Genomic DNA, 26,210 nt, shown 5'->3' with positions numbered 1-26,210 from the left:
TTTCCTCTGAAATGACGATGAATTCTTAAGGTGAGACGCCCGGCTCACTTCGACAGCATGCGTCCGGACGCGTTCGACGACCATCGGATTGAAACGCGCGCGCCGCGCCGTAAAGGCGTAGCGCGCGCGTGCTTGCATCAGTTGAAATCGTTCTCGAGGAACGGTGTGCGCTTCACAGCCTGATCAAGCGTCATCAGCGTCTCGAGCAGATCGGCCATGCGATGCAGCGGCACGGCATTGGGACCGTCCGACTTCGCTTCGGCCGGCTTCGGATGCGTTTCCATGAACAGGCCTGCGATACCCGTTGCGACGGCCGCGCGCGCCAGCACCGGTACGAACTCGCGCTGACCGCCCGAACTCGTGCCCTGCCCGCCCGGCAATTGCACCGAGTGGGTCGCGTCGAACACGACGGGCGCGCCCGTTTCGCGCATGATCGCGAGCGAACGCATGTCGGACACGAGGTTGTTATAACCGAACGACACGCCGCGTTCGCAAGCCATGAAGCGGTCTTCCGACAGACCCGCTTCACGCGCCGCGTCGCGCGCCTTGTCGATCACGTTCTTCATGTCGTGCGGCGCGAGGAACTGGCCTTTCTTGATGTTGACGGGCTTGCCCGAACGCGCGCACGCGTGGATGAAGTCCGTCTGACGGCACAGGAACGCAGGCGTTTGCAGCACGTCGACAACGGACGCGACCGGCTCGATCTCATGTTCGCTGTGCACGTCGGTCAGAACAGGCAGACCGAGCTGACGCTTCACTTCGGACAGAATGCGCAAACCCTCGTCCATTCCCAGGCCACGGAACGACTTGCCGCTGCTGCGATTGGCCTTGTCGTACGAAGACTTGTAGATGAACGGAATTTTCAGCTTCGCGCAGATTTCCTTCAGCTTGCCCGCCGTGTCGATCGTCATCTGTTCGGATTCGATGACACAGGTGCCTGCGATCAGGAAGAACGGCTTGTCGAGGCCGATTTCGAAATCGCCCAGTTTCATACTTTCTCCTCGACGCTCGCTTCGCGATGAGCGCGCGCCGCTTCGACAAATGCCTTGAAGAGCGGGTGGCCGTCGCGCGGCGTCGACGTGAATTCGGGGTGGAACTGAACGCCGACGAACCACGGGTGCATCGAACGCGGCAGTTCCATCATTTCCGGCAGATCTTCGCTCGGGGTACGGGCGCTGATGATAAGGCCGCCGCCTTCGAGCTGGGGCACGAAGCGGTTATTGACTTCATAACGGTGACGGTGACGCTCGTTCACATCCTTGCCGTAGATCTCTTCGGCCATCGTGCCCGGCTTGATCGGGCAACGCTGCGAACCGAGGCGCATCGTGCCGCCCAGATCGGATTCTTCCGTACGCTTCTCGACCTTGCCTTCGCGGTCGTACCACTCGGTGATCAGCGCGACCACGCGGTTAGGCGTGTCCTGGTCGAATTCCGTGCTGTTCGCATCCTTGAGGCCGACGACGTCGCGCGCGAATTCGATCACCGCGAGCTGCATGCCGAGGCAGATGCCGAGATACGGTACTTTCGATTCGCGTGCATAGCGGATCGCCTTGATCTTGCCTTCCGTCCCGCGACGGCCGAAGCCGCCCGGAACCAGCACGGCATCCAGATGCTTGAGGCTGTCGACGCCGTTCTCTTCCAGCTCTTCGGAGTCGATGTATTCGATGTTGACCTTCGTCGACGTGTGGATCGACGCATGGCGCAGCGCTTCGATCAGCGACTTGTACGATTCGGTCAGTTCGACGTACTTGCCGACCATGCCGATCGTCACTTCGCTCTTCGGGTTCTCGAGCTTCTCGACCATTTCCGACCAGATCGACAGATCGGCGGGCTTGGCGGTGAGCTTCAGCTCTTCGCAGATCAGTTCGTCGAGGCCCTGATCGTGCAGCATCTGCGGAATCTTGTAGATGCTGTCGACGTCCCACACGGAAATCACGGCGTCTTCCGGAACGTTCGAGAACATCGAGATCTTCGCGCGTTCGTCGTCGGGAATACGGCGGTCCGCACGGCACAGCAGCACGTTCGGATAGATACCGATTTCGCGCAGCTTCTGCACACTGTGCTGTGTCGGCTTGGTCTTCAGTTCGCCCGCGGTGGCGATGAACGGAACTAGCGTGAGGTGCACGAAGCACGCGCTGTTGCGGCCCATGCGCAGGCTCATCTGACGCGCGGCTTCGAGGAACGGCAGCGATTCGATGTCACCCACCGTGCCGCCCACTTCGACGATCGCGACGTCCGGCTCGCCGCACGTCGCGGATGCCGCGCCGCGTTCGACGAATGCCTGGATTTCGTTCGTGATGTGCGGAATGACCTGCACCGTCTTGCCGAGATAATCGCCGCGGCGTTCCTTGCGGATCACCGATTCGTAAATCTGGCCCGTGGTGAAGTTATTGGCCTTGCGCATCTTCGTGCTGATGAAGCGCTCGTAGTGGCCAAGGTCGAGGTCGGTCTCAGCGCCGTCTTCCGTCACGAACACTTCGCCGTGTTGAAACGGGCTCATCGTGCCGGGGTCGACGTTGATGTAAGGATCAAGCTTGAGGAGGGTGACTTTCAGACCGCGCGATTCGAGGATCGCGGCGAGGGAAGCGGCGGCAATACCCTTGCCGAGGGAAGAAACTACGCCGCCGGTGACGAAAACATATTTGGTCATCGCTGGATGCTCGCGGGAAAAACGGATTATACCCGAATGGACGCTTCCGGCCCAGACCTGGGGCGGCTCGTTCGCATCGACCGAACGTGCTTTTCGATGCCCCTGTGCGGCGGCTTTTCGCTGCGATACGCGGCGGATTCCCGCGCTTCACTCCAGCGCGCGCAGCAACCTCTGCACGGCGCGCGCGGTTTCGATCGGCCGCTCCATTGGAAACAGGTGACTGCCTTCCATCCATTCGAAATGTTCGCCCGCGATGCGCTGCGTCGCGTGCAGCCCGGCCTGCTGCACTTCGCGCGAGCGCGTCCCGGCGATAAAGCCGACAGGCACCGGCGCGCCGCGCGACAGCCGGCCTCCGAACGTATGCGGCAAGGTCTTGTAGATCAGGAACTCCGTCTGCCGGTCGAACGCGAGTTCGCGCGTTCCGTCTGCGGCGACCTGCGGAATGCCGAACTCGATGTAGTCGGACAGCATGCGTTCGTCCCAGCGCGCGAACGCGGGCTTTGCGTGGAAGTGCTGCCATGCTTCGTCGCGGCTCGCCCAGCGCGTGCGGCGCGTGCGCGTCGCGGCCGCGGGCGACAGCCGTTCGTCGAGCCCCGTCCATTGCGATACACGCAGCATGTTGCTGCGCCAGCCCGCGATCACGGGCGAATCGAGCATCACCACGCCGCGCACCCATTGCGGCTTCCTGAGCGCCGCCATCAGCGACAGATAGCCGCCGAGCGAATGTCCGACAAGCCACACCGGGTTTTCGTACCTGCGCTCCACGTCATCCAGCAACTCTTCGACGAGATGCGGCCAGTCGCGCGTCACGGGATAGCGCGCGTCGTGTCCGATCCGCTCGATGAAACGCACGTCGTAGTCGTCCGAGAGTTCGGCGAAGATCGTCCGATACGTGGACGCAGGAAATCCGTTTGCATGCGAGAAATGGATGATGTTCTTCAAGCGCTGCTGCCTCCGTTCTGATTTGTTCTTAATCGCGCCGCCGGTTTTTTGTTATCGATCCATCCAGTAGCGCCGATGCATCTGCCGATAGCGTTCGAGCGACAGCGTCGTTTCGCCCGCATCGATGCGAGCCGCGCCGTCGTCGTCGCTGCGCGACAACTCGATGCGGCGTGCCTTGTAGCGCTCGTAGACGCCTGCGTAGGGATGATGAAACCGGTTGCGATAGCCTACCTGAAATACCGCGATGGACGGCTCGATAGAGTCGAGGAACGGCTCGGTCGACGACGTCTTGCTGCCGTGATGCGGCACGAGCAGGATCTGCGCGCGCAACGCGGCGCGGTCGCGCGTGAGCAGCGTGCGTTCGACGGGCGCCTCGATATCGGCTGCCAGCAACGCTGTCACGGGCGCTCGTTCACTTAAGGGCGTTTGATCGTGCGCCGGACTCGCGCCGCTGCTGATGCGCAACACGCAGCAATGCGCGTTCGGCTTGCCTTGCAGCGGACCCGGGTCCGGCCAGAGGATCGAGAAGTCGACACCATCCCATTGCCAGTGCTGGCCCGCCGCACAGCGCACGGTCTGCGCGCCCTTCGCGTTTGCCGTTTGCCATAGCGGGTTAGCGGGCGGCAGACCGGCCAGCAGCTGCCTGACTTCGACGCTTTCCAGCACGGCAGGCGCGCCGCCCGAATGATCCGAGTCCGCGTGACTGATGACCAGCGCATCGAGCGCGCCGATGCCCGCAGCCTGCAGATACGGCACGACGATCCGCTCGCCCGCGTGTGTCGATTCCGGGCCCGGCCCGGCGTCGAACAGCAGCGTGTGGTGCGCAGTTTCGACGACGATCGACGAGCCTTGCCCGATATCGAGCGCGGTGAGCCGGAATGCGCCTTCAGTTGGCGCCGCCGACGCCGGCGCCAGCAACGGCAACCAGGTGAGCGGCGCGGCCCAGCGCAACGGCCAGCCAGCTGGCGCGAGACACCACGCGACGCCAACCGCCGCCGCAGCCATCGCCCATGCGTCCGGCTGCGGCAATGACCAGAGCATCCACGCCGGGCCCGACAGCAGTTGCAGACCGGCCATCATGCATTCCAGCAGTTGATGTGCGAAACGAAACGCGAACGCATCGAAGGGCGCGGGCAAAGCAACGCCGGCGATCACCGCGGGCGTCACGAACACGCTCACCCACGGAATCGCAAACGCATTCGCGAACGGGCCGATCAACGGTATCTGCGAAAAGAAGCAGACCGTCAGCGGCGCGAGCGCGATCGTCACGGCGAACTGGACGCGCGCGCCGCTGCGCATGCGCGCGATCAAGGCGGCGATTCGCGAACGTAGCGCACTAAGGCAGCGCGTTGCGAAGGTACGTTCTCCCTCTTCTTCCGGGGAATCCAATGACTGGTTGCGCGCAATTCGCGCATGCCCCGACATCGCGAACAGAATCGCCCCGACCGCGCTGAACGACAGCCAGAATCCCGCCGACACCACCGCCCACGGATCGACCAGCAGCACGAGTCCGAGCGCCCATGCGAGCACCACCGACGGCGCGACGCGCCGCCCGCCGAGATAGCCCAGCGCAACAATGCTCGCCATCCACAGCGTCCGTTGCGCCGGTACGTTGAAGCCCGCGAGCGCCGCATGAAACGCGGCGAACAGCGCGCCGCTCGCCATCGCCACCTTCTGCGCGGGCACGAACAAAGGCAGGCCGAGTCCGATAAAGAACGAGCGTCGCCACAGCCAACCTGCCAGCCATCCAGCAAGGCCCGCGACAAAGCCGATATGCAAGCCGGAAATCGCGACGAGATGACTGGTGCCCGTACGCCGCATCAATTGCCAGTCGGCGGTGCTGACGGCATCCTGTGCACCGATCGCCAACGCCACGACGATGCCCATGTGCGGCGCGTCGTTCAGCACAGCGGCAATCCGATCGCGTATCGCCGATCGCCAGCCGTCGACCATCGTGCCAATGCCGCCCGCCTTGCCTGGAAGCCGCACGGCCTGCAATGGCAGATTCACATAACCCGTCGCCCGAACGTCATGTGCGAGCAGCACGGCTTCGGCATCGCGCACGCCCCAGTTCGCGTTGCCGTGCGGACGCTTGAGCCGCACGTTGAGACGCCAGCGCGAACCCGGTTCGAGCGCGGGCGGCGGCGCATCGTCTGCGATCCACGACAGTTGCAGCGTGCGCGGAAACCGTTCGACGGGTACATCGGCCGTATCGACGTTGAAAAGGAAGCGCGTGCCGTCCGCGCTGCGTGTCGGCAAACCCTTGACCCAGCCGCTCACGACGATATCGCGCCCTTCCCACTCGCGCGGCAATTCGAAGGCGAGCCGCGTCTGCGCGCGCCACGCCGCATAACCGAAGCCGACGCATGCCGCCGCAACCAGCACAGCAAACCAGCCCGCGCGCGACGACCATACCGCGCCGCGCACAAAGCACAGACGCGCAACGGCGATCAGCGCACAAGCGCTTGCGCCCAACGCGGACAAGGCCAACCATCCCGGCAACTCCGCCTGCTGCTGCAACCACAAAACACCCAACGCAAATCCAATCCACACCGCCCGCATGCCGCCTCCGCACCGATCGCTCGCGCAACATCATCACGATATTGATCAGGAAACCGAATCAATATCGACGTGAAAATGCAGAACGCAAGCCACGCAGCGATTATGCAGAGTAATTGCCGAGCCTGGGCAATGCGGCATGCGCATTAGCCGTTGTGCCTAGTGCGAGTTCGTCTTGATCGATGCCGCGCTGTTCGGCGAGTATTGCGCCGATCGCGGGAATCTGATCCGGCGTGTTGCGCTGCTTGTAGCGCCATGAAGGCGCAATGTCGGGCGCATCCGTTTCGACGACGAGCGCGTCGAGCGGCAGTTGCGCCGCGAGCCGCCGGATCTGCAGCGCGCGCTCGAACGTCACGTTGCCGCCGAAGCCGAGATGCATGCCGTGATCGATGAACGCCTGTGCCTGCTGGAAACTGCCGTTGAACGCGTGCGCGATGCCGCGATGGACGTTGTTACGCCGCAGCCCTTTCAGCACCTGATCCTGCGATTTCCGCACATGGCAGATCACGGGCAGATCGAATTCGCGCGCGAGCTTGAGCTGCTCGTTGTAATAGAACTGCTGCGTCTCGTCGTCGAGCCCTTCCACGAAATAATCGAGCCCGATTTCGCCCAGACCGACAAAGCGCGGATCGTCGAGACTTGCCTCGATCTCCATGCGCAGCACGTCGAGATCGGCGGGCTGCGCTTGCGGCGTGAAAAGAGGATGAATGCCGAGCGCATACGCCCCGCCCTGCACGCGATGCGCCAGTTCGCGCACCGTCGAAAAATTGCTGCGCGCAATGCCCGGAATCACGATCCGGCTCACGCCGGCTTCGAGCGCCGCGCTCGCGACGTCGTCGCGGTCGGCGTCGAATTCAGAAGCGTCGAGATGACAGTGCGTATCGATCCACATGCGCGCAGCATTCCTCCAGGTTGAATCCGACCGCGTTCAGACGGGAACGGTCGGTTCCTCGTACAGCACGCCGTCGCGCAGACGCATCGTCCGGTCGCAGCGCGCGGCCAGATCGGAATCGTGCGTGACGATCACGAAGCTGGTCGACAGCGTGTTCGACAGTTCCAGCATCAAGTTGAACACGGTGTCCGCGGTGCCGCCGTCGAGATTGCCCGTCGGCTCGTCGGCGAGCACGCACGCGGGCTTCGTCACCAGCGCGCGCGCAATCGCGACACGCTGACGCTCGCCGCCCGACAGTTCGCCCGGACGATGCTTCGCGCGATGCGCGAGCCCGACACGCTCCAGCATGTCGAGTGCCTGCTTGCGCGCGTCTTCCGTCGTCATGCGGCGGATGCGCAGCGGCATCGCCACATTGTCGAGCGCGGTGAATTCCGGCAGCAGGTGATGGAACTGATAGACGAAGCCGAGCGCGCGGTTACGCAGGTCGTTGCGCTCGCGCTCGGAGAGCTTCGTGAACGGCTTGCCCATCACTTCGACATGGCCCGTGCTCGGATCGTCGAGGCCGCCCAGCACGTGCAGCAAGGTGCTCTTGCCGGAGCCCGACGCGCCGACGATCGCCAGCTTCTCGCCGCGCCGCACGCTCAGTTCCGTGTTGTTCAGCACCTGCACGTTCAGGCCGCCCTGAACGAACGCTTTCGAAATGCCCGTCGCTTCGAGCACGTACGGATGCAAGCCAGAGTCTTCAGAAGCCATCAGATTGTTGTCAGGACGATCATTCATAACGCAGCGCCTCCGCCGGACGAACCTTCGCGCCGCGCCAGCTCGGATAGAGCGTCGCGAGACACGACAGCAGGAAGGCGATCACGCCGATCTTGACCACGTCGCCGGGCACGAGCTCCGACGGCAGTTCGCTGATGAAGTACACCGACGGCGGCAGGAACTGCACGTGCAGCAGATGCTCGATCATCGGCACGAGCCACGGAATGCTCCACGCGATCAGGCAGCCGAGCGCGACGCCGATGCCCGTGCCGACGAAGCCGATCGTCATGCCCTGCACGACAAAAATCTTCATGATCGAACCGGGCTGCGCGCCGAGCGTGCGCAGAATCGCGATATCGGCCTGCTTGTTGGTCACCGTCATCACCAGCGACGACACCAGATTGAACGCGGCTACCGCGATGATCAGCGTGAGAATGATGAACATCATGCGCTTCTCGATCTGCACCGCCGAGAACCACGTCTTGTTCTGCTGCGTCCAGTCGCGGATATACAGATCGCCGGAGAGCGTGCGCGCCAGCTGATGCGCGACTTCCGGCGCGCGCTGCATGTCCTTCAGACGCAACCGCACGCCCGTCGGCGCGGGCAGCCGGAACAGCGCCTGCGCATCCTTGATGTTGATCAGCGCGAGCGTGCTGTCGTATTCGTAGTGACCGGATTCGAACACGCCGACCACGTTGAACTGCTTCAGACGCGGCAAGAGACCCGCGGGCGTCATCGTGCCTTCGGGCGCGACGAGCGTGATCTTGTCGCCCGTCATCACGCCGAGGGCCGCGGCGAGATCCGCGCCGAGCACGATGCCGAATTCGCCCGGCTTCAGGTCGTTCAGGCTGCCCGCCTTCATTTCCTTGCCGATATCCGACACTTCAGGCTCGAGCGACGGCTCGACGCCGCGCAGCGCCACGCCGCTCACGGCGTCCTGGCGCGTGAGCAGCGCCTGCGCTTCCACGTACGGCGCCGCGCCGACCACTTCCTTGTTCTGCTTCGCTTCCTGCGCGGTCAGCTGCCAGTTCGGCATCGAACCCGTCGGCGAAAAGATTTCGACGTGCGCGAGTACCGACAGCATGCGGTCGCGCACTTCCTTCTGGAAGCCGTTCATCACCGACAGCACGACGATCAGCGCGGCGACGCCGAGCGCGATCCCCGACATCGACACGAGCGCGATGAACGAGATGAAGCCGTTACCCGTGGTGCGTTTGCCGGCGCGCGTATAGCGCCAGCCAATCTGCCATTCGTATGGAAGTTTCAAGCGAGTCCTTTTTCAGCGTGATTGCGCTGTGTTCTGCAGTTTCCTGGCTGGTCACACCGCCCTGACGAAACGTCATCGGGTGCGCGAAAGCCGTGTCGATTGGGCGCAATTTAAGGCGGATGGTTCCAGAACGCCGGCTTGCGGCAGCTTTCCTCATCCGGCGTCCGCCCAGCGGCCGTGCGCAACGCAGCTCGCAGCCTCCGCGCGATCCACGCGCAATCGTTGCGCGAATTGTACGCATCGGCGCACAAGTCACCGTTTCCGTTCCCCGCCATCGCGGATCAACGGGGCGAAGTTTGCCATACAATGCGCAGCATCATGAATGCCAACCGACTGCACCTTCTTCTACCCTTCGCGCTGCCCGCCGCAGCCGACGCCTCCACCGCACTGTATTCCCTCGACACTCCTGCCCTCGACAAGCTGGTCGCCCGCGCGACGCTCGTCGAACGTGTGATCGGCGAAGACTTCCAGCGTACGCTGCCGCACGAGCGCTGGGTCGCGCGCAGCTTCGGCGCGGTGCCGGCGGGCTCGGCTGCTGCCGACGAAGCGCCGCTCGCGCCGTACATGCTGCTCGCCGACGGCGGCCAGCCCGGCGACGCGACGTGGGCCTGCGTGCAGCCGGTGCATGTGCGGATCGCGCACGATCATCTCGTGCTGATCGATCCCGCCTCGCTGGAACTCGCCGACGGCGACGCGCGCGCGCTGTTCGACGTCGCGCGTCCGCTGATCGAGGAACTGGGCGTGCGCGTCGAGGCGCCGCAGCCGTCGCGCTGGTATCTGTCGAGCGATGCGTTCGGCACGCTCGCGGGGGCATCGCCGTTGCGCGCGAGCGGCCGCAACATCGAAATCTGGCTGCCGCACGAAGCCCACACCGGTGAGCGCTCGCGCGCGTGGATGAAGCTGCAGAACGAAGTGCAGATGGCGTGGTTCGAGCATCCCGTGAACGAAGCGCGCGAGTCGCGCGGCCTGCCCGCCGTCAACTCGATCTGGTTCCACGCGCAAGGCGCCGCGCAACCGGTGCGCAGCGACTTCACGCGCGTGCTGTCGGATACGGCGGCCACGCGCGGTCTTGCGCTCGCCGCGAAGGCATCGACGGGCGCACCGCCCGCTGCATTCGGCGCCTGGCGCTCGGACAGCACAGGCAACAGTGCGACGCTGATCGAACTCGATCCGTTCTCCGCGCCCTTCATCGAGCAGGACTGGGGGCGCTGGAACGCCGCATTCGCCGCGCTCGAGCGCGACTGGTTCGCACCCGCACTCGCCGCGCTGCAAGCGGGTGAACTCGGCGAACTCGGTCTGACGCTGTGCGGCGACACCGGCTCGGTGACCCTGAACATCACGCGCGGCGATCTGCGCAAATTCTGGCGGCGGCGTCTGTTCGCGTCGCTCTTTATCGAATGAACTGCTTTTTTGCCTCTGATTTCGCCGCATGACCCAAATCGTTACGCGCCCCTGCTCTCCCGCCGACGCCGAAGCCCTGATCCGCCACGGCCTGCATCCTGTTCTCGCGCGTCTTTACGCGTCGCGCGGCGTCTGTCTGCCCGATGAAATCGAAACCGGCCTCGCGCGTCTCACGCCGCCTGCATCGTTGAAGGGCTGCGACGCGGCGGCCGTGCTGCTCGCCGACGCGATCGAAGGCAAGCGCCGCATGCTGGTCGTCGCCGACTACGACTGCGACGGCGCGACGGCCTGTGCCGTCGCCGTGCGCGGCCTGCGGATGTTCGGCGCGCAGATCGACTATCTCGTGCCGAACCGCTTCGAATACGGCTACGGCCTCACGCCCGAAATCGTCGCGCTCGCCGCGCAGCGTCCGGGCGGCAAGCCCGACCTGCTGATTACCGTCGATAACGGCATCGCGAGCGTCGACGGCGTCGAGGCGGCGAACGCGCTCGGCATCGACGTGCTTGTCACCGATCACCACCTGCCCGGCGACGAACTGCCCGCCGCGCGGGCGATCGTCAATCCGAACCAGCCGGGGTGCTCGTTCCCGAGCAAGTGCATCGCGGGCGTCGGCGTGATGTTCTATGTGCTGCTCGCGCTGCGCGCCGAACTGCGCAAGCGCGGCGCGTTCGGCGACACACGTCCGGAACCGCGACTCGACGGTCTGCTCGATCTCGTCGCGCTCGGCACGGTCGCGGACGTCGTGAAGCTCGACGGCAACAACCGTGTGCTGGTCGCGCAGGGTTTGCAGCGCATTCGCAACGGACGCATGCAGCCAGGCATCGCGGCTCTCTTTCGCGCCGCGGGCCGAGATGCGCGTAGCGCGTCGGGCTTCGATCTCGGCTTTGCGCTCGGGCCGCGTCTGAATGCGGCGGGACGGCTATCGGACATGTCGCTGGGTATCGACTGCCTGACGACGGACGACATCGGACGCGCATGGGAACTTGCACAGCAACTCGACACGATGAACCGCGAGCGGCGCGAAATCGAAGCGGGCATGCAGCAGCAGGCGCTCGAAGACCTGTCGGGCGTCGATCCCGCCGGCTCGACGACGATCACATTGTTCAATCCGACGTGGCATCAGGGCGTGATCGGGATTGTCGCGGGTCGCCTGAAGGAAAAATTCCACCGGCCGTCGTTCACCTTCGCGCTCGCCGACGACAGCGGCCACACGGTCAAGGGCTCGGGCCGCTCGATTCCGGGTTTCCATCTGCGCGACGCACTCGATCTCGTGTCGAAGAGAGAGCCGGGCCTGATCGCGAAGTTCGGCGGCCACGCGATGGCGGCGGGCCTGACCATCGCCACGGACGATTTGCCGCGCTTCACGGCGGCCTTTGAGCGGGTCGGCCGCGAGTGGCTGACGCAGGACGTGCTGGCACGCACCGTCGAGACGGACGGCGATCTCGAAGACGCCTATTTCACGCCGCAATTCGTCGAGATGATTGACGCTGCCGTGTGGGGACAGGGCTTCCCTGCGCCCGTTTTTTCGGGCGAGTTCGATGTGATGTCGCAGGCGCTGGTGAAGGACAAGCACCTCAAGCTGCAACTGATGCGCGGGCGGCAGCGGTTCAATGCGATCTGGTTCAATCATACGGAGCCGCTGCCCGCCAGGACTGTTGTTGCCTATCGGCTGTCGGCCGACACCTGGAATGGGGTGTCGCGGGTGCAGTTGATCGTTGAACACGCTGTGTTGTAGGCCCTGGTTGCGCCTGGCCCTGGCGCTGGGGTGATCCGTTATAATTTTGGTTTTTGGTGTCGCTGTTGGGTTTGGGTTGGGTTTTTGCGGCTTTTTTTCGCTGGCATCCGCGTTTTCGTATCGGTTTGCTAGCGTTGCCCCTGTGCGGGGCAGCACCTACTTTTCTTTGCAGCGGCAAAGAAAAGTAGGCAAAAGAAAGCCGCTTTTGAACCTCCGGTGCCTGCCAGGATAACGCCACGGCACACGGTCTTTGAGCTGTCGCGCAGTGACGCAAACACCCCGTAGAAAGCCCGCAGTCAGACGCGCGCGGCGCGAAAGATGACATCCACCTGGAGCACATTCGGCCGGCTTGTTTTTTTGTGTGTTTGCCGTCGGTCTGATTGCGGCGGTGTGTGCTCCAGACTGCGTGTGGGGGGCGCCGTGCGGGGTTGACTGCGGGCTTTCTACGAAGTGCGGACGTCGCTGAGCGACAGCTCAACTGCGGCATGCCGAAGCGGTATCCTGGCGGGCACCGGGGGTTCAAGAGCGGCTTTCTTTTGCCTACTTTTCTTTGCCGCGGCAAAGAAAAGTAGGTGCCGCCCCGCACAGGGGCAACGCATGAAGCACCGATACGAATTCGCGGATGCCACCGCAGCAAAAACCCAAAAACCTGAACAGCAACTGCGTCGCAGACGAAAAAACCTTACTTATTGAAACTGGATCGACATGGAAGCGGAACGCCTAAACTCCATCGACTCCTCTCTGGCGGACCTGCGCACACGCGCGGGCGAGCTCCGGGGGTATCTTTGACTACGATGCAAAGTCGGTACGACTGATCGAAGTCAATAAAGAACTCGAAGACCCGAACGTCTGGAACGACTCGCAGCACGCGCAGGCGTTGGGCAAGGAAAAGAAACTGCTCGAAGGCGTCGTCGAGGTGCTGTCGACGCTCGACAACGACTTGCGCGACACGCAAGACCTCTTCGACATGGCGCGCGAGGAAAACGACGAGGACACCCTCGTCGCGTGCGAGGAAGACGCAGCGAAACTGACGGCGCGCGTCGAAGATATGGAATTCCGCCGGATGTTCTCGAATCCGGCCGACCCGAACAACGCGTTCATCGACATTCAGGCAGGCGCCGGCGGCACGGAAGCGTGCGACTGGGCGTCGATGCTGCTGCGCCAGTATCTGCGCTACTGCGAACGTAAAGGCTTCAAGACGGAAGTGCTCGAAGAGTCCGAAGGCGACGTCGCCGGCATCAAGAGCGCGACGATCAAGGTCGAAGGCGAATACGCATACGGCTTCCTGCGTACCGAAACGGGCATTCACCGCCTCGTGCGCAAGTCGCCGTTCGATTCGTCGGGCGGTCGTCATACGTCGTTCTCGTCGGTGTTCGTGTATCCGGAAATCGACGAGTCGTTCGAGATCGAAGTCAATCCGGCCGATCTGCGTATCGACACCTACCGCGCGTCGGGCGCGGGCGGTCAGCACATCAACAAGACCGACTCCGCCGTGCGTATCACGCACATCCCGTCGGGCATCGTCGTGCAGTGCCAGAACGACCGCTCGCAGCACCGCAACCGCGCCGAAGCCATGGCGATGCTGAAATCGCGCCTGTATGAAGCCGAAATGCGCAAGCGTCAGTCGGAACAGGACAAGCTCGAAGCGGGCAAGTCGGACGTGGGCTGGGGCCACCAGATCCGCTCGTACGTGCTCGACAACAGCCGTATCAAGGATCTGCGCACCAACGTCGAAATCAGCAATACGAAGAGCGTGCTCGACGGCGATCTCGACGCGTTCATCAGCGCCAGCCTGAAACAGGGCATCTAAGCGCAGCCGGCGCGGCACAGTCTGCCGCGCCGCATTTTTTCACCGCCTGTGCGCCCGCGTCGTCGAGCGTCCACGAGGCACCGGACACCGAACATCATTACCATGACCGAACCGACCCAGACGCCCGCCGCCACGACGAACGTCGAACTGGACGACAACCAGATCATCGCCGAGCGCCGCGAAAAACTGCGCGCGCTGCGCGAGCAAGGCGTCGCCTATCCGAACGACTTCCGCCCCACTCATCACGCCGCCGACCTGCAATCGGAATACGCGGACGCCGACAAGGACGCGCTCGAAGCGAAAGCGCTGCAGGTCGCGCTCGCCGGCCGCATGATGCTCAAGCGCGTGATGGGCAAGGCGAGCTTCGCGACGGTGCGCGACGGCTCGGGCCAGATCCAGTTCTTCATCACGCCCGCCGACGTCGGCGAAGCGACGTACGACGCCTTCAAGAAGTGGGATCTGGGCGACATCGTCGCCGCCAAGGGCGTGCTGTTCCGCACGAACAAGGGCGAGCTGTCGGTGCGTTGCACGGAACTGCGTCTGCTGTCGAAGGCGCTGCGTCCGCTGCCCGACAAGTTCCACGGTCTCGCCGACCAGGAAATGCGCTATCGCCAGCGCTACGTCGATCTGATCGTCACGGACGAAGCGCGCAAGACGTTCGTCGCGCGCACGAAGGCCGTATCGTCGATCCGCAAGTTCATGGCGGACGCGAACTTCATGGAAGTCGAAACGCCGATGCTCCACCCGATTCCGGGTGGCGCGGCGGCCAAGCCGTTCGTCACGCATCACAATGCGCTCGATATGCAGATGTTCCTGCGTATCGCGCCCGAGCTGTATCTGAAGCGGCTGGTGGTCGGCGGCTTCGAGCGCGTGTTCGAGATCAACCGGAATTTCCGTAACGAGGGCGTCTCGCCGCGTCACAATCCGGAATTCACGATGATGGAGTTCTACGCCGCGTACACCGACTACAAGTGGCTGATGGACTTCACGGAGCAACTGATCCGTCAGGCCGCCGTCGATGCGCTCGGCAACGCGAGCATCACGTATCAGGGCCGCGAACTCGATCTGTCGAAGCCGTTCCATCGTCTGACGATCACGCAAGCCATCCAGAAGTACGCGCCGCAGTACACGGACGCGCAACTGGCGGACGGCGCGTTCCTGCGTACCGAACTGAAGAAGTTCGGCGTCGACACGACGCAACCGGCGTTCCTGAATGCGGGCATCGGCGCGCTGCAACTGGCGCTGTTCGAAGAGACGGCTGAGTCGCAACTGTGGGAGCCGACGTTCATCATCGACTACCCGGTCGAAGTGTCGCCGCTCGCGCGCGCATCGGATTCCGTCGACGGCATCACCGAGCGTTTCGAGCTGTTCATCACGGGCCGCGAAATCGCCAACGGCTTCTCGGAACTGAACGATCCCGAAGACCAGGCCGCGCGCTTCAAGAAGCAGGTCGATCAGAAGGACGCCGGCGACGAGGAAGCGATGTACTACGACGCCGACTACATCCGCGCGCTCGAGTACGGCATGCCGCCCGCGGGCGGTTGCGGTATCGGCATCGACCGTCTGGTGATGCTGCTCACCGACAGCCCGAGCATCCGCGACGTCATCCTGTTCCCGCATCTGCGTCGCGAAGACTGATCTCCGGCCGCGTTCAGCGCGGCTATCCATCCCGTGCACGGTGCGTTCTGCATGTGCCGTGCACGGCGCTTCTCTCTCCCCTTCTCGTTCCGCCTCTTGCCGACGGTTTGTAACTATCGGTAAAAGCTGCACTATCGCGCGTTGCGTCGGCGCGGCTCAGATCTTCCGAACCCCAATATCGGCGCGGCCCGGCGTCGTCGGTGCAGTTTTTGCGTGAATTGGAAAACTGAAGTGCCGGCGCGGGAGGTTACATATTGAAACCCTGCCCTTATTCTGATGTCCGACACTTAGAGCGCGCGTGATTCACGCGCAAGGCAGTTTCAACCAGGTCAACTCTCCCCGGACGAGGCCAAACACCATGGATAACCCGACCAACCAACGCCGTCTTCATCCGCTGATCGCCCTGGCGGCGGGCGCTGTCATCATCGCCAGTCTCGCTGCGACAGCCGCCGTGACCGGCCTGTTCCCGAAAGCGTCGAGCAACGGCGCGGCAAACGATCAGACGCAGTCGGCGGCTGTGACGCAACAGCAGCAGCCTGTCGTCGATACGACGCAACCGGCCAGCTTGCCGGCGCAGCAGGCGACGGCGGCTCAACAGGCTCAGCAGGCGCAGCAGCAAGCGGCGGCTCAGCAGGCCGAACAGCAGGCAGCGGCCCAACAGCAGCAACAGCAGGCCCCACGCGCGCCCGCGCCACCCAGCCCGCAATACGCCCAACAGCCTCAATACGCGCAGCAACCGCAGCAGCAATATGCGCAGCAGGAGCCGGCTCGCCCCGCCTATTGCTCGACCTGCGGCACCGTCGAAGCGATATCCGCCGTCCGTCAGGAAGGACATGGCACGGGGATCGGTGCTGTCGGCGGCGCGGTGGCGGGCGGTGTCGTCGGCAATCAGTTCGGCAGCGGCGGTGGACGTACCGCGATGACGCTGCTCGGCGCGCTCGGCGGCGGTCTCGCCGGAAACTCGGTCGAAAAGCATCTGCGCAGCACGACAAGTTACTCGGTGCGCGTGCATATGGAGAACGGCAAGACGCGTTACTTCACGTACCACGAAGCGCCGCCGTTCCAGCAAGGTCAGCGCGTGCGTGTGCAGAACGGAACGCTGGTCGCTGGCTAAGTTCGTTCTCGTGAAGCACCAAGAAAAAAGGCGACTTCCCAGGAAGTCGCCTTTCTCTTTTTAGCCTTTGAAGCGTCGCGCTCAATAATCCGCGTCTTCGATCCACGCGGCCTGGATCGCTTCAAGAATCTTCTCGCTCGAACGGTTCGGATCGTCATCGAAGCCGTCCAGTTCCATCACCCAGCGGTGAAGATCGGTGAACCGCACCTGCTGCGGATCGATCTCCGGGTGCTTGTCGGTCAAAGCCATCGCGATGTCTTGCGTGTCGGTCCACTTCATGGCTGCATGCTCCTGTTAGTGATTTTCCTTCGCGTGGTTGATCGAATAACGCGGAATCTCGACCACGAGGTCGTCGCCCTCAGGCACGAGCGCCTGGCACGACAACCGCGATTCGCGCTCGAGACCCCATGCCTTGTCGAGCAGATCGTCCTCTTCCTCTTCCGACGGTTCCAGCGCGTTGAAGCCCTCGCGCACGATCACGTGGCAGGTCGTGCACGCGCAGGACTTCTCGCACGCATGCTCGATTTCGATGCCGTTGTCGAGCAGATTGTCGCAGATGCTCTTGCCCGGCACGGCGTCGATGACCGCGCCGTCCGGACACAGTTCGACGTGAGGCAGCACAACGATTTGAGGCATACAAATTCCGTTTTGGTCTGTGGGGCACGGACGCCGCCCTTCAGGCACCGTACCATTTTACTGGTGGCGCGGCCGTTTTTGGCGCACGCCGCGTGAATCAGATTTCGTCGAGCTTCTTGCCCGCGAGCGCACGACGGATACTCTTGTCCATCCGGCGCGCGGCGAATTCGTCGGTGCCTTCGGCGAGCGTCTTCGTGGCCGTTTCGATCGCGTCGACGTCGTCGCCCGGCGCGACGTTGCGCAGCGCTGCGACGAGACCTTCGAGCGCGGTGCGTTCGTCGGCGTCGAGCAGTTCGCCGTCGACGGCAAAGGCTGCTTCCGTCGCTTCGATCAGCCGCTGCGCTTCGACCTGCGCCTCGCGCAACGCACGCGCGCGCATATCGACTTCGGCCGTCTTGAAGCTGTCTTCGAGCATGCGCGCAACATCGTCATCGGCGAGACCGTACGACGGCTTCACCACCACCGACGCCTCCACGCCCGAATGCTGCTCGCGTGCGAACACGGACAGCAGACCGTCCGCGTCGACCTGATACGTCACGCGGATACGCGCCGCACCCGCCGCCATCGGCGGAATGCCGCGCAACTCGAAGCGCGCGAGCGACCGGCAATCCGACACGAGTTCGCGCTCGCCCTGGACGACGTGAATCGCCATCGCCGTCTGGCCGTCCTTGAACGTCGTGAATTCCTGCGCGCGGGCGATCGGAATGGTCGAGTTGCGCGGGATGATCTTCTCGGCGAGACCGCCCATCGTTTCGACGCCGAGCGACAGCGGAATCACGTCGAGCAGCAGCCAGTCGTCGCCGTCCGCGCCGCGGTTGCCCGCGAGCAGATCGGCCTGAATCGCCGCGCCGAGCGCGACGACTTGATCCGGATCGAGATTGGTCAGCGGCGGCTGGCCGAAGTGGTTTTCGACCGCGCGGCGAATCACGGGCATGCGCGTCGCGCCGCCCACGAGCACGACGCCCTTGATATCGGCGGGCGTGACCTTCGCGTCACGCAGCGCCTTCTTCGTCGGGCCGAGCGTGCGCTGGACGAGCGCCTGCGTGATCGCTTCGAAGGTGGCTTCGTCGACGGTGACGTCGATCTTCGCGCCGCTCGCGAGCGTCGCCTTTACGAGTGCACTCGGCGCCGACGACAGCGTTTCCTTCGCGACACGCACCGTGTCGAGCAGCAGACGCACGTCTTCGGGCGTCAGCGATTGCGGCGTCACGTTCGCCTGTTCGAGCACGTGGCGATACAACGCGTGATCGAAGTCGTCGCCGCCGAGCGCCGAATCGCCGCCCGCTGCGAGCACTTCGAAGACGCCCTTCGTGAGCTTGAGAATCGACAGATCGAAGGTGCCGCCGCCGAGGTCGTACACCGCGTACAAACCTTCTGCGCCGTTATCGAGGCCGTAGGCGATCGCGGCCGCCGTCGGCTCGTTCAGCAGACGCAGCACGTTCAGCCCGGCGAGACGCGCGGCGTCCTTGGTCGCCTGGCGCTGTGCTTCATCGAAATACGCGGGCACCGTGATCACTGCGCCGACCAGATCGTCGCCAAGCGTGTCTTCCGCGCGATAACGCAGTGTCGCGAGAATTTCCGCGGACACTTCGACGGGACTCTTCACGCCGTCGATGGTCCGGATCTGCACCATGCCCGGCGCATCGACGAAATCGTACGGCGCGTTTTCCGCGTGCTCGACCTCGCTCTTGCCCCGCCCCATGAAGCGCTTGACGGACACGATCGTGTTGCGCGGATCGGTAGCGGCTTCCGCTTTCGCGGTGCGTCCGATGCGCCGGCCGCCCTTCTCCAGATACCGCACGACGGACGGAAGCAGATAATGGCCTTCGTCGTCGGGCAGCACATCGGGCACGCCGCTGCGCACAGCCGCGACGAGTGAGTTGGTGGTGCCGAGGTCGATGCCGACCGCGAGACGCCGCTGATGCGGCGCGGGCGCCATGCCGGGTTCAGAGATTTGCAGTAAAGCCATCTGGAATCTTCTTCGGGGACTGTTTCGCCCCGGTCCTGATCATGTTGTTCGCGTGGTGATTGGGCTCTTGCTGTCGAACGGCGTCAGTGGTCGAGCCGCTCGATCTGCGTGCCGATTTCGGCGGCCACGCGTTCGATGAACATCAGTTGCCGCACCGCTTCGCCCGCCGCCTGATTCGAGCCGCTGTCGAGCAACGCGGCCAGCTTCGTAAAGCGCACCTTCTCTTCGTCGCGCAGATCGACCAGCAACGCGTCGAGCGCATCGACGTTCTTCGCCGCCGACGCGTCTTCGATGTTCTCGCGCCATTCCATCTGCTGCATCAGGAAGGCCGGCTCCATCGCCGTGTTGTTCTCCGCGCCGACGTCGATGCCGCGCAGCGACAACAGATAGCGCGCGCGCTTCAACGGATCGCGCAGCGTCTGATACGCCTCGTTCGTGCGCGTCGCCCATTGCATGGCGATGCGCTTTTGCGCGTCGCCCGCGGCAGCGAAGCGGTCCGGATGCACCTGCGCCTGCACCGTGCGATACGCGTGATCCAGCGCGGACGAATCCAGCGCGAATTGCTCCGGCAGGTCGAAGAGTGCGAAGTGACTGTCGTTCAGCGAGGCCATCAGATTACTTTGTCCATCCAGGGCGCGCAGTGCAACGCCCGAAAGTGATACGCGAAAAAGTGATGCGCGAATGAAGGCACGGCGAAATTGAAAAAAGGCGGCACAGGCCGCCTTTTCAGCATGACTCGCGCGCTTACACGCGGAACGATTCGCCGCAGCCGCACTCGTCCTTCACGTTCGGGTTGTTGAAGCGGAAGCCTTCATTCAACCCTTCGCGTGCGAAGTCGAGTTCCGTGCCGTCGATATACGCGAGGCTCTTCGGGTCCACGATGATCTTCACGCCATTGCACTCGAACACTTCGTCCTCGGGTGCGAGTTCATCGACGTACTCGAGCTTGTATGCGAGGCCCGAGCAACCCGTCGTGCGCACACCGAGCCGAAGCCCGACGCCTTTACCGCGCCGGGTCAGATACTTCTGCACGTGTTGTGCTGCCTTTTCGGTCAACGTAATTGCCATAGCGTTTCTCAATGTGCGGCACGCCGTTCGTCACGACGCGTCGCGCGACCCTGCCTGCTTTTCAAATCGTTCCGGCGGGCGTCGAATCCAGGCACTTCATGTGCCGAATCCGACGCCGCACCTTGCCACTCGTGCGTTTGCTGCGACGCTTACGCCGACTCGGCCTTCGCCGTTTCGCCGTGACGCTGCTTGTAGTCGGCGACGGCTGCCTTGATCGCGTCTTCCGCGAGGATCGAGCAGTGGATCTTCACCGGCGGCAGCGCCAGTTCTTCGGCGATCTGCGTGTTCTTGATGGTGAGTGCCTGATCGAGCGTCTTGCCCTTCACCCATTCCGTCACGAGCGAGCTCGACGCGATGGCCGAACCGCAGCCGTACGTCTTGAACTTCGCGTCTTCGATCACGCCGTCCGCGCCGACGCGGATCTGCAGCTTCATCACGTCGCCGCAAGCCGGTGCGCCGACCATGCCGGTGCCGACCGTGTCGTCGTCCTTCGAGAACGAACCGACGTTGCGCGGGTTTTCGTAGTGGTCCAGGACCTTATCGCTGTATGCCATGTTGTCACTCCTTGATTCGATTCAACCTGCGTTCGTGTTCGACTGCCCGAGGCGCGCTCAGTGCGCAGCCCACTGGATGGTCGACAGATCGATGCCGTCCTTGTGCATTTCCCACAGCGGCGACAGATCGCGCAGCTTCGCAATCTTGCTCTTCAGCAGGTTGATGACGTAATCGACGTCCTGCTCCGTCGTGAAGCGGCCGACCGTGAAACGGATCGAGCTGTGCGCCAGTTCGTCGTTGCGGCCGAGCGCGCGCAGCACATACGACGGCTCCAGCGAAGCCGACGTGCAGGCCGAACCCGACGACACGGCCACGTCCTTCACCGCCATGATCAGCGACTCGCCTTCGACGAAGTTGAAGCTGATGTTCAGGTTGTGCGGGACACGCTTTTCCATGTCGCCATTCACATACGTTTCTTCGATCTCTTGCAGACCGCGCAGCAGACGGTCGCGCAGCATGCGGATGCGTTCGTTTTCCGTCGCCATTTCTTCGCGTGCGATACGGAACGCTTCGCCCATGCCGACGATCTGGTGCGTGGCCAGCGTGCCCGAACGCATGCCGCGCTCGTGACCGCCGCCGTGCATCTGCGCTTCGATACGCACGCGCGGCTTGCGGCGCACGTACAGCGCGCCGATGCCCTTCGGGCCGTAAGTCTTGTGCGCCGAGAACGACATCAGGTCGACCTTGAGCTTCTGAAGGTCGATTGCGACCTTGCCCGTGGCCTGCGCCGCGTCGACGTGGAAAATGATGCCCTTTTCACGGCAGATTTCACCGATCGTTTCGATGTCTTGGATCACGCCGATCTCGTTGTTCACGTGCATCACGGAAACGAGGATCGTGTCCGGGCGCAGCGCGGCCTTGAACACGTCGAGATCGATCAGCCCGTCGTCCTTCACGTCGAGATACGTGACTTCGTAGCCTTCGCGCTCCAGCTCACGCGTGGTGTCCAGCACGGCCTTGTGCTCGGTCTTCACGGTGATGATGTGCTTGCCCTTGCTCTTGTAGAAGTGCGCGGCGCCCTTGATGGCCAGGTTGTCGGATTCCGTGGCGCCCGACGTCCAGATGATTTCGCGCGGGTCGGCGTTGACGAGCGCTGCAACGTTCTCGCGCGCTTCCTCGACGGCACGTTCCGCGTCCCAGCCATAGGCGTGGCTGCGCGATGCCGGATTGCCGAACTGCTCGCGCAGATACGGGATCATCTTGTCCACCACGCGCGGATCGACCGGGGTCGTCGCGCTGTAGTCCATGTAAATGGGCAGGTGGGGAATGTCGTTATTCATCAATCGCTCCGGGGGACATCAGTGCTTATGGCTTCTCGGTTCTGTCGTTCGCGTCTCTTGCGCGCTCTGTCAGCCGGCCATGTTGAAAACGGAATTCGGCCCTTTCGGCACCGCGCGCGGCTCGACGGCGGGCGCTTCGGTGCGACGGTCGCGCAGCACGGCCGTCGCGCCTTCGCGCGAACGCTGCTGGTCGACCAGGTCTTTCAGGGAAACGGAGTCGAGATACTCGACCATCTTCTGGTTCAGCGTCGACCACAGTTCATGCGTCATGCAATGGCCGTCGTGATGCTTCGTGCCTTCGCACGAACCCTTGCCGCCGCATTGCGTGGCATCGAGCGGTTCGTCGACGGCGATGATGATGTCCGCGACGGTCACATCCTCCGCGCGGCGCGCGAGGTTGTAGCCGCCACCCGGCCCGCGCACGGATTCGACGATCTCGTGCCGGCGCAGCTTGCCAAACAGCTGCTCGAGGTACGACAAGGAGATGTGTTGGCGCTGGCTGATACCCGCAAGCGTCACCGGGCCCTGCTCCTGGCGCAGTGCCAGGTCGATCATCGCCGTGACGGCGAAACGGCCTTTCGTGGTGAGTCTCATATGTGGTGGGAACCGCAATTCTCGACAAGTTTGGTCAAGTATAAATACATGACAGATTTAGTCAAGTATCCCTATCTCGATTTGGGTCATTTACTTAACGAAAACTCGTCTTACAGGGTCAATTGGGGCCGCAGCGCCGCAATCAGGCCGCGGCAGGCGGCTTCGCACTGGTCCAGCACGATTTCGAAGCCCTCGCCGCCGCCGAAATACGGATCGACGACTTCGCGTGAATCGAAACCCGGCGCGCGCTGTGCAGCGCCGCCCGCTTCGGACGCAGCTGCATCCGTCGCGAATTCCATCAGCAGGCGAATCTTGTCGCGCTGTGCGGGCGGACAGACCTGCCGGAGCGCGGCGACGTTCTTGTCGTCCATCGCGATGATCAGATCGAAGCGTTCGAAGTCGGCGGCCGCGATCTGACGGCCACGAAATATCGACAAATCGTAACCGCGGTTTTTCGCTGCGCGCTGCGCGCGTTCATCCGGCGCTTCGCCGATGTGCCAGTCGCCCGTCCCCGCCGAATCGACGATCACGCGATCCGCGAGCTTCGCCTCAGCCAGCAGATGCCGCATGACGCCTTCCGCAGTCGGGGAACGGCAAATGTTCCCAAGGCACACGAAGCAGATGGCGACGGTTTTCATCGATGGCTGAGCGGCCCAGCCGCAAGTGTCATAAGTGGTGAAACGGTGCCGCGATTATACAAAGCCAGTCAAAATCACGCCGGCGCGACGCCAGCCCGACCGCTTACATCGGCTGGGCAGGCATGCGGGAAGCTGCAGGCATGGTTTCCGCGGGCATCGCGGCCTCGCCGCCGACGAATCCGTACGACACCGTGCGGGCCAGTTCGGCCGACACGCGCTCGGCAGCGAGCGGCGACGTCGACGGTTGCGGGACGTTGCTGTTGTACAGATGCAGATAAGCGATGGCCGCAAGCGGCACAACGATGGCCAGAGGCCAGTACACCGATATTTTCTTTTTCATGATGTCGTTCTCTCAAAGCGGGCCGAAGTGCATAGGCGCACTTTTCCCAGTCGAAATGGTAGCCGAGGACGCAATCCGGAAAAACCCGCCCCAGCAAAACACAGCGTTGCGTCGGGGTGAACAGTCGCGGCCGTCAGTTCGATCGACGATGCCCGCGATAAACTTTCGACCACCGAAAGAAATCCTTACAAAAGCACACACAGGTAATACTCAGTCGGCGCTACAAATACGTTTAAGGACACTGCGCCTCTCGCTTGTCTTAACACTCATATGAAACGTCTTATTCCTTCTCTCGCTCCTGCTCTCGTCGCCGTCTGCGCGGTTGCCACGCTCGGCGGATGTGTCGCGTATCCGGCTGGCGGTGCGCCGGGCTATGGCTACAACGACGGCTACTACGATGGCTACGGCGCGCCGGCGTACGGTTACGCCGAGCCGCCTGTTCAATCGAGCCTGTTCCTTGGCTTCGGTGGATACTCCGGTCGCGACTACGACCGAGGCTATTGGGGCGGCCGTGGCTATGACCACGGATACAACCACGACCGCGGCAACTGGAACGGCCGCGGCGGTGGCAACAATGGCGGGCCGCCGCGCGGTCAGCCGCCGCAGGCAGGTAATCCGCCGCCACCGCAGATGGCGCCGGGCGGCAATTCAGGCGCCGGTCACGGAGTTCGCCCGCCTGTCCAGGCGGGCGCCGGACAGCAACAAGGCGGTGGAAATCGCGGCGGCGGTCAGCCGTCGAATCGCGGCAACCAGGCCTGGAATCAGGAAGGCGGCCGGCCCCATTGACCGTCCGCATCGGAACAACGCCGCGATTGCCTGACGGCGATCGTTAGACAAAGAGGCTGCATCGCTTGCGCGATGCAGCCTCTTTTGTTTGCGCCAGCGCCCTAAGCGAGCGCGCTATCCAATATGCGTCTTGCTCGCGGCGTACAGTTCGCGGAACGTCCGCCCGACGGGCGCCGGCATCTCGCGCGTATTCGTCCAGCCTCCGCCTAGCGGCAGCTTCGCGATCGATTTCCGGTTGCCACCCATGCGCTCGAGAATCCGCACGGCGACCTTGGTGAACAACCCGTACGCAGCCGGGTGCATCGCCAGATAACCCCAGACGGCCAGTCCGAAACGCTCCTGCCATGGACGCAGATGCCGCTCCATCTGCCGCTCGCGCAGCTTGCGCAGCAGATCGGACAGCGGAATGCCAACGGGACACACGCTATTGCACTCGCCGCACAGCGTCGCGGCCTGCGGCAGATCGAGCGCCTTTTCGATGCCGACATAGCTCGGCGTCAGCACCGACCCCATCGGCCCGGGATAAACCCAGCCATACGTGTGTCCACCGACCTTCTGATACACCGGGCAATGGTTCATGCAGGCGCCGCAGCGGATACACCGCAGCATCTCCTGAAAGTCGCCGCCGATCAGCCCGGTGCGCCCGCCATCGACGAGCACCACGTACATATGCTCCGGCCCGTCTTGATCATCCGCGCCGCGCGGACCCGTGAGCACGGAGAAATAGTTCGACACGTCCTGCCCCGTCGCCGAGCGCGGCAAGAGACGCATCGCCGTCGCGAGGTCTTCGAGTGTCGGCAGCACCTTCTCGATGCCCGTCACCGCGACGTGCACGCGCGGCATCACGGTACACATGCCTTCGTTGCCTTCGTTGGTCACGAGCGCGACCGAGCCCGTCTCCGCGATCACGAAGTTGCCGCCCGTCACGCCCATGTCGGCTGTCATGAAATGCGGGCGCAGCATCTCGCGCGCTTCGCGCGTCATCTCGGGAATCTCGGTCAGACGCGGCTTGTTGTGCGTCTTCGCGAACAGGTCGGCAATCTCTTCCTTGTCCTTGTGAACGACGGGCGCAATGATGTGGCTAGGCGGCTCGTTGTCGTTGATCTGCAGGATGTATTCGCCGAGATCGGTTTCGATCGACTGCACGCCCATCTGGCCGAGGACCTCGTTCAGGCGCATTTCCTCGGACACCATCGACTTCGTCTTGATCACCTTCTTCACGTCGTGCTTGCGCGCGATGTCGGCGACGAGCTTGGCCGCGTCCTGCGTCGTCTCGGCGAACAGCACGGTAACGCCGCGCCGTGTCGCTTCGCGCTCGAAGGTTTCGAGCCACACATCCAGATTCTGCAGCGCGCGGTTGCGCCGCTCCTTGAGCGCGTCGCGCGTGGCGTGAAAGTCGATCGCGGTCATCGCCGACGCACGCGCCGAAACGAATTTCGTCGACAGCTTGGTGAGGTTCTGCTGAAGGCGCTGATCGGCGAGTTTCTGGCCCGCGCGCGCCTTGAACTGCATCGTTTGGACTTGCATGACGGCCTTGGGGATCGGTTGTGGGTATCGGCTACGGCTTGTCCGGCGAA

Annotated in this window: 24 protein-coding genes; 6 read left to right on the top strand and 18 right to left on the bottom strand. The window is 63.5% G+C overall.

What is annotated here, in order from left to right; translation table 11 throughout:
• Positions 1-137 precede the first annotated feature (137 nt).
• From kdsA to QEN71_RS05845, 7 genes are all read right to left on the bottom strand, one after another.
• Positions 138-992 carry a 3-deoxy-8-phosphooctulonate synthase gene (kdsA, locus tag QEN71_RS05875; RefSeq protein ID WP_201650120.1) on the bottom strand — a complete coding sequence of 285 codons (855 nt, stop codon included), beginning with the start codon at positions 990-992 and terminating at the stop codon, positions 138-140.
• Positions 989-2,650, bottom strand: a complete 1,662-nt coding sequence (locus QEN71_RS05870) for a CTP synthase (RefSeq protein ID WP_201650119.1) — start codon at positions 2,648-2,650, stop codon at positions 989-991. Before QEN71_RS05870 ends, kdsA begins: the two co-directional genes overlap by 4 nt.
• Before the next feature lie 147 nt (positions 2,651-2,797).
• Positions 2,798-3,592: an alpha/beta fold hydrolase gene (locus QEN71_RS05865; RefSeq protein WP_201650118.1), complete on the bottom strand. Its 795-nt coding sequence runs from the start codon at positions 3,590-3,592 to the stop codon at positions 2,798-2,800.
• A 51-nt stretch (positions 3,593-3,643) separates the two neighbouring features.
• Complete coding sequence (locus QEN71_RS05860) at positions 3,644-6,154, bottom strand: DNA internalization-related competence protein ComEC/Rec2 (RefSeq protein WP_201650117.1); 2,511 nt, start codon at positions 6,152-6,154, stop codon at positions 3,644-3,646.
• A gap of 100 nt (positions 6,155-6,254) precedes the next feature.
• Positions 6,255-7,043 carry a TatD family hydrolase gene (locus QEN71_RS05855; protein WP_201650116.1) on the bottom strand — a complete coding sequence of 263 codons (789 nt, stop codon included), beginning with the start codon at positions 7,041-7,043 and terminating at the stop codon, positions 6,255-6,257.
• Between the two features lie 36 nt (positions 7,044-7,079).
• Positions 7,080-7,823 (bottom strand): lipoprotein-releasing ABC transporter ATP-binding protein LolD, encoded by a 744-nt coding sequence (lolD, locus tag QEN71_RS05850; protein WP_201650115.1) that lies wholly within the window; start codon positions 7,821-7,823, stop codon positions 7,080-7,082.
• Positions 7,816-9,069 (bottom strand): lipoprotein-releasing ABC transporter permease subunit, encoded by a 1,254-nt coding sequence (locus QEN71_RS05845; RefSeq protein WP_201650114.1) that lies wholly within the window; start codon positions 9,067-9,069, stop codon positions 7,816-7,818. Before QEN71_RS05845 ends, lolD begins: the two co-directional genes overlap by 8 nt.
• A gap of 306 nt (positions 9,070-9,375) precedes the next feature.
• On the opposite strand from QEN71_RS05845, the gene QEN71_RS05840 reads away from it, so the two are divergent.
• The 5 genes from QEN71_RS05840 (at position 9,376) to QEN71_RS05820 (ending at position 16,767) form a co-directional block, all read left to right on the top strand.
• Entirely contained in the window at positions 9,376-10,470 is a 1,095-nt protein-coding gene (locus QEN71_RS05840) for a regulator (protein ID WP_201650113.1), read from the top strand.
• A 28-nt stretch (positions 10,471-10,498) separates the two neighbouring features.
• Positions 10,499-12,205, top strand: coding sequence for a single-stranded-DNA-specific exonuclease RecJ (recJ, locus tag QEN71_RS05835; protein ID WP_201650112.1), 1,707 nt, complete (start codon positions 10,499-10,501; stop codon positions 12,203-12,205).
• Positions 12,206-12,910: 705 nt separating this feature from the next.
• Positions 12,911-14,015 (top strand): peptide chain release factor 2 gene (gene prfB, locus QEN71_RS05830; RefSeq protein ID WP_201650111.1). Its coding sequence is split into 2 segments (ribosomal slippage): positions 12,911-12,991 and positions 12,993-14,015, totalling 1,104 coding nucleotides; the frame shifts between segments, so codons are not numbered across the junction.
• A gap of 102 nt (positions 14,016-14,117) precedes the next feature.
• Positions 14,118-15,653: a lysine--tRNA ligase gene (lysS, locus tag QEN71_RS05825; RefSeq protein WP_201650110.1), complete on the top strand. Its 1,536-nt coding sequence runs from the start codon at positions 14,118-14,120 to the stop codon at positions 15,651-15,653.
• 358 nt (positions 15,654-16,011) lie between these two features.
• A complete protein-coding gene (locus tag QEN71_RS05820; protein ID WP_201650109.1) occupies positions 16,012-16,767 on the top strand; it encodes a glycine zipper 2TM domain-containing protein in 756 nt (251 codons plus the stop codon).
• A gap of 81 nt (positions 16,768-16,848) precedes the next feature.
• Here QEN71_RS05820 and iscX read toward each other — a convergent pair whose 3' ends face one another.
• From iscX to QEN71_RS05770, 10 genes are all read right to left on the bottom strand, one after another.
• Positions 16,849-17,046 (bottom strand): Fe-S cluster assembly protein IscX, encoded by a 198-nt coding sequence (iscX, locus tag QEN71_RS05815; protein WP_087735476.1) that lies wholly within the window; start codon positions 17,044-17,046, stop codon positions 16,849-16,851.
• Between the two features lie 15 nt (positions 17,047-17,061).
• On the bottom strand, positions 17,062-17,403 hold the full coding sequence (gene fdx, locus QEN71_RS05810; protein ID WP_201650108.1) for an ISC system 2Fe-2S type ferredoxin: 342 nt from the start codon (positions 17,401-17,403) through the stop codon (positions 17,062-17,064).
• Positions 17,404-17,500: 97 nt separating this feature from the next.
• Positions 17,501-19,372, bottom strand: a complete 1,872-nt coding sequence (hscA, locus tag QEN71_RS05805) for a Fe-S protein assembly chaperone HscA (protein WP_201650107.1) — start codon at positions 19,370-19,372, stop codon at positions 17,501-17,503.
• 83 nt (positions 19,373-19,455) lie between these two features.
• The gene (gene hscB / locus QEN71_RS05800; protein WP_201650106.1) at positions 19,456-19,983 is read right to left on the bottom strand and encodes a Fe-S protein assembly co-chaperone HscB; all 528 of its coding nucleotides are present in this window, start codon (positions 19,981-19,983) and stop codon (positions 19,456-19,458) included.
• A 133-nt stretch (positions 19,984-20,116) separates the two neighbouring features.
• Positions 20,117-20,440, bottom strand: a complete 324-nt coding sequence (gene iscA, locus QEN71_RS05795) for an iron-sulfur cluster assembly protein IscA (RefSeq protein WP_028365822.1) — start codon at positions 20,438-20,440, stop codon at positions 20,117-20,119.
• A 149-nt stretch (positions 20,441-20,589) separates the two neighbouring features.
• Positions 20,590-20,994: a Fe-S cluster assembly scaffold IscU gene (gene iscU / locus QEN71_RS05790; RefSeq protein ID WP_201650105.1), complete on the bottom strand. Its 405-nt coding sequence runs from the start codon at positions 20,992-20,994 to the stop codon at positions 20,590-20,592.
• A gap of 57 nt (positions 20,995-21,051) precedes the next feature.
• A complete protein-coding gene (locus QEN71_RS05785; protein WP_201650104.1) occupies positions 21,052-22,275 on the bottom strand; it encodes an IscS subfamily cysteine desulfurase in 1,224 nt (407 codons plus the stop codon).
• A 69-nt stretch (positions 22,276-22,344) separates the two neighbouring features.
• A complete protein-coding gene (iscR, locus tag QEN71_RS05780) occupies positions 22,345-22,869 on the bottom strand; it encodes a Fe-S cluster assembly transcriptional regulator IscR (protein ID WP_012400853.1) in 525 nt (174 codons plus the stop codon).
• Between the two features lie 110 nt (positions 22,870-22,979).
• Entirely contained in the window at positions 22,980-23,507 is a 528-nt protein-coding gene (locus QEN71_RS05775) for a low molecular weight protein-tyrosine-phosphatase (protein ID WP_201650103.1), read from the bottom strand.
• 103 nt (positions 23,508-23,610) lie between these two features.
• Complete coding sequence (locus tag QEN71_RS05770) at positions 23,611-23,847, bottom strand: hypothetical protein (protein WP_201650102.1); 237 nt, start codon at positions 23,845-23,847, stop codon at positions 23,611-23,613.
• Between the two features lie 270 nt (positions 23,848-24,117).
• Between QEN71_RS05770 and QEN71_RS05765 the strand changes: the two genes are divergently transcribed.
• Positions 24,118-24,633: a hypothetical protein gene (locus QEN71_RS05765; RefSeq protein WP_201650101.1), complete on the top strand. Its 516-nt coding sequence runs from the start codon at positions 24,118-24,120 to the stop codon at positions 24,631-24,633.
• A gap of 114 nt (positions 24,634-24,747) precedes the next feature.
• Here QEN71_RS05765 and QEN71_RS05760 read toward each other — a convergent pair whose 3' ends face one another.
• Complete coding sequence (locus QEN71_RS05760) at positions 24,748-26,160, bottom strand: lactate utilization protein B (RefSeq protein WP_201650100.1); 1,413 nt, start codon at positions 26,158-26,160, stop codon at positions 24,748-24,750.
• Positions 26,161-26,210: the final 50 nt, after the last annotated feature.

This window comes from Paraburkholderia sabiae, assembly GCF_030412785.1.
Classification (GTDB): domain Bacteria; phylum Pseudomonadota; class Gammaproteobacteria; order Burkholderiales; family Burkholderiaceae; genus Paraburkholderia; species Paraburkholderia sabiae.
Note: the sequence above shows the minus strand (reverse complement) of the source record. Positions and strands in the feature narration are given on the sequence as shown.